This is a genomic window from Inquilinus limosus MP06 (genome assembly GCF_000767795.1).
In the GTDB taxonomy this organism is placed as follows: Bacteria; Pseudomonadota; Alphaproteobacteria; order DSM-16000; family Inquilinaceae; genus Inquilinus; species Inquilinus limosus_E.
The window spans coordinates 1-5,168 of the sequence record NZ_JANX01000473.1; the positions used below are offsets into that span (position 1 = coordinate 1).

General features: G+C 72.0%; 4 protein-coding genes. All 4 read left to right on the forward strand.

The genetic code is table 11. The features are described 5' to 3' along the window. Positions 1 to 97: 97 nt before the first annotated feature. Positions 98 to 1,318 (forward strand): LL-diaminopimelate aminotransferase, encoded by a 1,221-nt coding sequence (locus P409_RS26225; RefSeq protein WP_052121417.1) that lies wholly within the window; start codon positions 98 to 100, stop codon positions 1,316 to 1,318. After that, positions 1,315 to 2,607 carry a homoserine dehydrogenase gene (locus tag P409_RS26230; protein WP_034845361.1) on the forward strand — a complete coding sequence of 431 codons (1,293 nt, stop codon included), beginning with the start codon at positions 1,315 to 1,317 and terminating at the stop codon, positions 2,605 to 2,607. The genes P409_RS26225 and P409_RS26230 overlap by 4 nt, the downstream gene beginning before the upstream one ends. Before the next feature lie 143 nt (positions 2,608 to 2,750). After that, a complete protein-coding gene (gene glpX / locus P409_RS26235; protein ID WP_034845367.1) occupies positions 2,751 to 3,722 on the forward strand; it encodes a class II fructose-bisphosphatase in 972 nt (323 codons plus the stop codon). A 174-nt stretch (positions 3,723 to 3,896) separates the two neighbouring features. Next, positions 3,897 to 5,168: single-stranded-DNA-specific exonuclease RecJ (gene recJ, locus P409_RS26240; RefSeq protein ID WP_034845363.1), on the forward strand; the 1,272-nt coding region annotated here is incomplete at its 3' end.

Here is a 5,168-nt window from a genome sequence, read left to right on the forward strand (position 1 = left end):
CCGAACATCACCGACGGCCAGGCCGCCCGCGTCGAAATCTACCTCGCTCAATAGGCTCAGCACCGGACGCCCCGACGGGCGTCGGGGGGACACGTCGATGACCGATCAGGACTTCCACCGAATCAAGCGCCTGCCGCCCTATGTGTTCGCCGAGGTGAACGCGATGAAGGCGGCGGCGCGAGCTCGGGGCGAGGACATCATCGATCTCGGCATGGGCAACCCCGACGGGCCGCCGCCGAAGCATGTGATCGAGAAGCTGACCGAGGCGGCGCAGAACCCGCGCAGCCACGGCTATTCCACCTCGCGCGGCATCCCGGGGCTGCGCCGGGCCCAGGCCGCCTACTACCAGCGCCGCTTCGGGGTCGAGCTCGACCCTGAGAGCGAGCTGGTGGTCACCATCGGGTCGAAGGAAGGCCTGGCCAACCTGGCCCAGGCGATCACCAGCCCGGGCGACATCATCCTGGTGCCGAACCCGAGCTATCCGATCCACATGTTCGGCTTCATCATCGCCGGCGCCGCCATCCGGTCGCTGCCGATCACGCCGGGCACCGACTTCATGGACGTGCTGGAGCGGGCGGTGCGGCACAGCGTGCCGAAGCCGACCGCGCTGGTGCTGAACTACCCGTCGAACCCGACCGCCGAGGTCGTCGACCTCGACTTCTACCGGCCGATCGTGAAGTTCTGCCGCGAGCACGGCATCTGGATCCTGTCGGACCTGGCCTATGCCGAGATCTATTTCGACACGGCGCCGCCGCCCTCGATCCTGGCGATCCCCGAGGCGCGCGACATCGCGGTCGAGTTCACGTCGCTGAGCAAGACGTATTCGATGGCCGGCTGGCGCATCGGCTTCGCCGCCGGCAACAAGCGCCTGATCGCGGCGCTGGCGCGGGTGAAGTCCTATGTCGACTACGGCGCCTTCACGCCGCTGCAGGTGGCGGCGACCGCGGCGATCAACGGGCCGCAGGACTTCATCGACGAGATGCGGGCGCGCTACCGGCTGCGCCGCGACACGCTGGTCGAGGGGCTGCGCGCCGCCGGCTGGCCGGTGGAGAAGCCCGAGGCCAGCATGTTCGTCTGGGCGCCGATCCCGGAGCCCTTCGTCCGCGGCGGGTCGCTCGCCTTCTCCAAGCTGCTGCTGGAAGAGGCCGGGGTGGCCGTGGCGCCGGGCGTCGGCTTCGGCGAGTACGGCGACGGCCATGTCCGCATCGCGCTGGTGGAGAACCATCAGCGCATCCGCCAGGCCTGCAAGGCCATCAAGACCTTCCTGAGCCGGCGGCGCAACGACCCGCAGCCGGTCAGCCTGAAAGCCGTCTCGTGACTCCCGTCCTGAAAATCGGCATCGCCGGCCTCGGCACGGTCGGCGGCGGCGTGCTGCGCCTGCTGCAGGCCCATGGCGACCTCCTGGCCCAGCGCAGCGGCCGGCGCATCGTCGTCACCGCCGTCTCGGCCCGCGACCGGCACCGCGACCGCGGCGTGCCGCTCGACGGCGTGCGCTGGTACGACGACGCGGTGGCCCTGGCCGCCGACCCCGAGGTCGATGTGGTGGTCGAGCTGATCGGCGGCGCCAACGGCGTCGCCAAGACGGTCTGCGAGACCGCGATCGCCCATGGCAAGCCGGTGGTCACCGCCAACAAGGCGCTCTTGGCCGTGCACGGCCCGGCCCTGGCCGCGGCGGCGGAGGAGGCCGGCGTGGCCCTGGCCTTCGAGGCGGCGGTGGCCGGCGGCATCCCGGCGATCAAGGGGTTGCGCGAGGGCCTGGCCGGCAACCGCATCGACGGCGTGTTCGGCATCCTCAACGGCACCTGCAACTACATCCTGACCGAGATGCGGACCACGGGCCGTGAGTTCGCGGAGGTCCTGGCCGAGGCGCAGAAGCTCGGCTATGCCGAGGCCGATCCCAGCTTCGACGTCGACGGCGTCGACGCCGCGCACAAGCTGGCGGTGCTGGCCGCCCTGGCCTTCAACGCCCGGGTCGAGTTCGACGACCTGCACATCGAGGGCATCCGCCAGGTCTCGGCGCTCGACATCGCCTATGCGCAGGAGCTGGGCTACCGCATCAAGCTGCTGGGCATCGCCCGGCGCACGGAGGAGGGGCTGTCGCTGCGCGTGCACCCCTGCATGGTGGCCGAGGCGTCGCCGATCGCCCATGTCGAGGGCGTGTTCAACGCCGTGGTGGCGCAGGGCGACTTCGTCGGCCAGGTGATGATGACCGGCCGCGGCGCCGGCGCCGGCCCGACCGCCTCGGCCGTCGTCGCCGACCTGGTCGACCTGGCCCGCGGCCTGAAGGTGCCGACCCTCGGCATCCCCGCCGCGCGGCTGGAGCGCGCCGCCGTGCTGCCGATGGACCATCGCCGCGGCGCCTATTATCTGCGGCTGATGGTGGTCGACCGCCCTGGCGTGATCGCCGACGTGGCCGCCGCCATGCGCGACCAGCAGATCTCGGTCGAAAGCCTGCTGCAGCGCGGCCGGTCGCCCGGCGACGCGGTGCCGCTGGTGATCATCACCCATGAGACGGACGAGGCGGCGATGACCCGGCTGCTGGCGGCGCTGGGCGCGCTGGACGCGGTGCTGGAGCCGCCGCATGTCATTCGCATCGAAGACCTGTGATCATTCCCGGTACCGGCTGTCACGGAAAGCCGGTACACCCGTCGCACGATGTGTCCGCCGCCGCCCGTGAGGGCAGATGCGGCGGATGCGAGACCGAAAGGATCGGAGAGACGATGAAACGGCCGGAAGCCAAGTCCCAGGTGATGGACCGCAACCTCGCGCTCGAGGTGGTGCGGGTGACGGAAGCCGCAGCCCTCTCCGCCTCGCGGCTGATGGGCCGCGGCGACGAGCGCCAGGCGGACCAGGCGGCGGTCGACGCGATGCGGCAGGCGCTGAACAGCCTGGCCATCGTCGGCGAGGTGGTGATCGGCGAGGGCGAGCGCGACGAGGCGCCGATGCTCTATATCGGCGAGAAGGTCGGCGCCGGCGACGGGCCGGAGATCGACATCGCCCTCGACCCGCTGGAGGGCACCACCATCACCGCCAAGGGCGGCCCGAACGCGCTGGCGGTCATCGCCATGGCCAACAAGGGCGGCTTCCTCAAGGCGCCCGACGTCTACATGGACAAGATCGCGGTCGGCGGCGACCTGCCGAAGGACCTGATCGACATCGACTCAAGCCCGGCCCAGAACCTGAAGGCGCTGGCCCTGGCCAAGCGGGTCGCGGTCTCCGACCTCGTGGTCTGCGTGCTGGACCGGCCGCGGCACCAGGAGCTGATCGCCAAGATCCGCGAAGCCGGCGCCCGGATCATGCTGATCTCCGACGGCGACGTCTCCGGCGTCATCGCCACGGCGCAGCCCGAGACCGGCGTCGACATGTATCTCGGCACCGGCGGCGCGCCCGAGGGCGTGCTGGCCGCCTCGGCGCTGCGCTGCATCGGCGGCCAGATGCAGGGGCGTCTCTTGTTCCGCAACGACGACGAGCGCGAGCGCGCCAAGCGCCAGGGCATCGAGGACTTCACCCGCGTCTACGGCCTGATGGACCTGGCCGGGGGCGACGTGATGTTCGCGGCCACCGGCGTCACCACCGGTCCGATGCTGCGCGGCGTGCGCCTGATCCCGGGCGGCGCCATCACCCATTCGATCGTCATGCGCTCGAAGAGCGGCACCGTCCGCACCATCGAGGCGCGGCACGATTTCCGCCGCAAGGCCGGCTTCGAGTTCGTCGGCGGCTGAGGACAGCATAGCGGGGGCGGCCCTCTGACGGGCGCAGCCCTCACCGTCATTGCGAGGAGGCGAAGCCGACGAAGCAATCCAGGGGCGGCTCGCAGCGGCCCCTGGATTGCTTCGCTGCGCTCGCAATGACGAGTCGAGTGAGGATGAGGGGGACTGTGCCATGAGGACGGGGCGTTGACGGGTCCGGCGCTGTTCGGCGTCGAACGCTCCGCCAAGGGCGCGCGCTGGATCGGCCGCGCCGCCGACGACCGGCTGGCGCTGGCGCTGTCCCAGCGCCACGCCCTGCCGGAGATCGTCGCCCGGGTGCTGGCGGCGCGCGGCGTCGGCCTGGACGACGCGCCCGCCTTCCTGAACCCGACGCTGCGGGCGCTGCTGCCCGACCCCTCGGTGCTGCGCGACATGGACCGGGCGGCGGCGCGCATCGCCCGGGCGGTGACGGCCGGCGAGGGCATCGCCGTCTTCGGCGACTACGACGTCGACGGCGCCACCTCCACGGCCCTGCTGGTTCGCTACCTGCGCGCGCTGGGCATCGAGCCGCAGATCCACATCCCCGACCGCATCGCCGAGGGCTACGGCCCCAACGCCCAGGCGCTGGAGAAGCTGCGCGCCGGCGGCGCCGGGCTGGTGGTGACGGTCGATTGCGGCACCACCGCCTTCGACGCGCTGGAGGGGGCCGCTGGCCTCGACGTCGTGGTGATCGACCACCACACGGCGGAGCCGCGCCTGCCGAAGGTGGCGGCGGTGGTCAATCCGAACCGGCTGGACCAGGATCCGGGCCTCGGCCAGCTCGCCGCCTGCGGCGTCACCTTCCTGGCGCTGGTGGCGCTGAACCGCGCCCTGCGCCAGGCCGGGGTGTTCGCCAACCGGACCGAACCGGACCTGCTGGCGCTGCTCGACCTGGTGGCGCTGGGCACGATCTGCGACGTGGTGCCGCTGACCGGGCTGAACCGGGCGCTGGTGGGGCAGGGGCTGAAGGTGATGGCGCAGCGCCGCAACACCGGCCTGGCCGCGCTGGCCGATGTGGCGCGGGTGACCGAGACGGTCGACGCCTATCACGCCGGCTACATCCTGGGGCCGCGGATCAATGCCGGCGGCCGCATCGGCCGGGCCGATCTCGGCGCCCGTCTCTTGGCCACCGAGGACAGGGCCGAGGCGGCGCGGATCGCGGCGCTGCTGGACGAGCACAATGTCGACCGCAAGACGGTCGAGGCCGAGGTGATGGCCGCGGCGATCGCCCAGGTCGAGGCGGCGGAAGCCGGGCCGGTGATCCTGGTGGCGGGCGAGGGCTGGCATCCCGGCGTGGTCGGCATCGTCGCCGGCCGGCTGCGCGAGCGCTACGGCCGACCGTCCTGCGTTGTCGGGTTCGAGGGCGGCATCGGCAAGGCGTCCGGCCGTTCCGTGCCCGGGGTCGATCTCGGCGCCGCGGTGATCGCGGCGCGCCAGGCC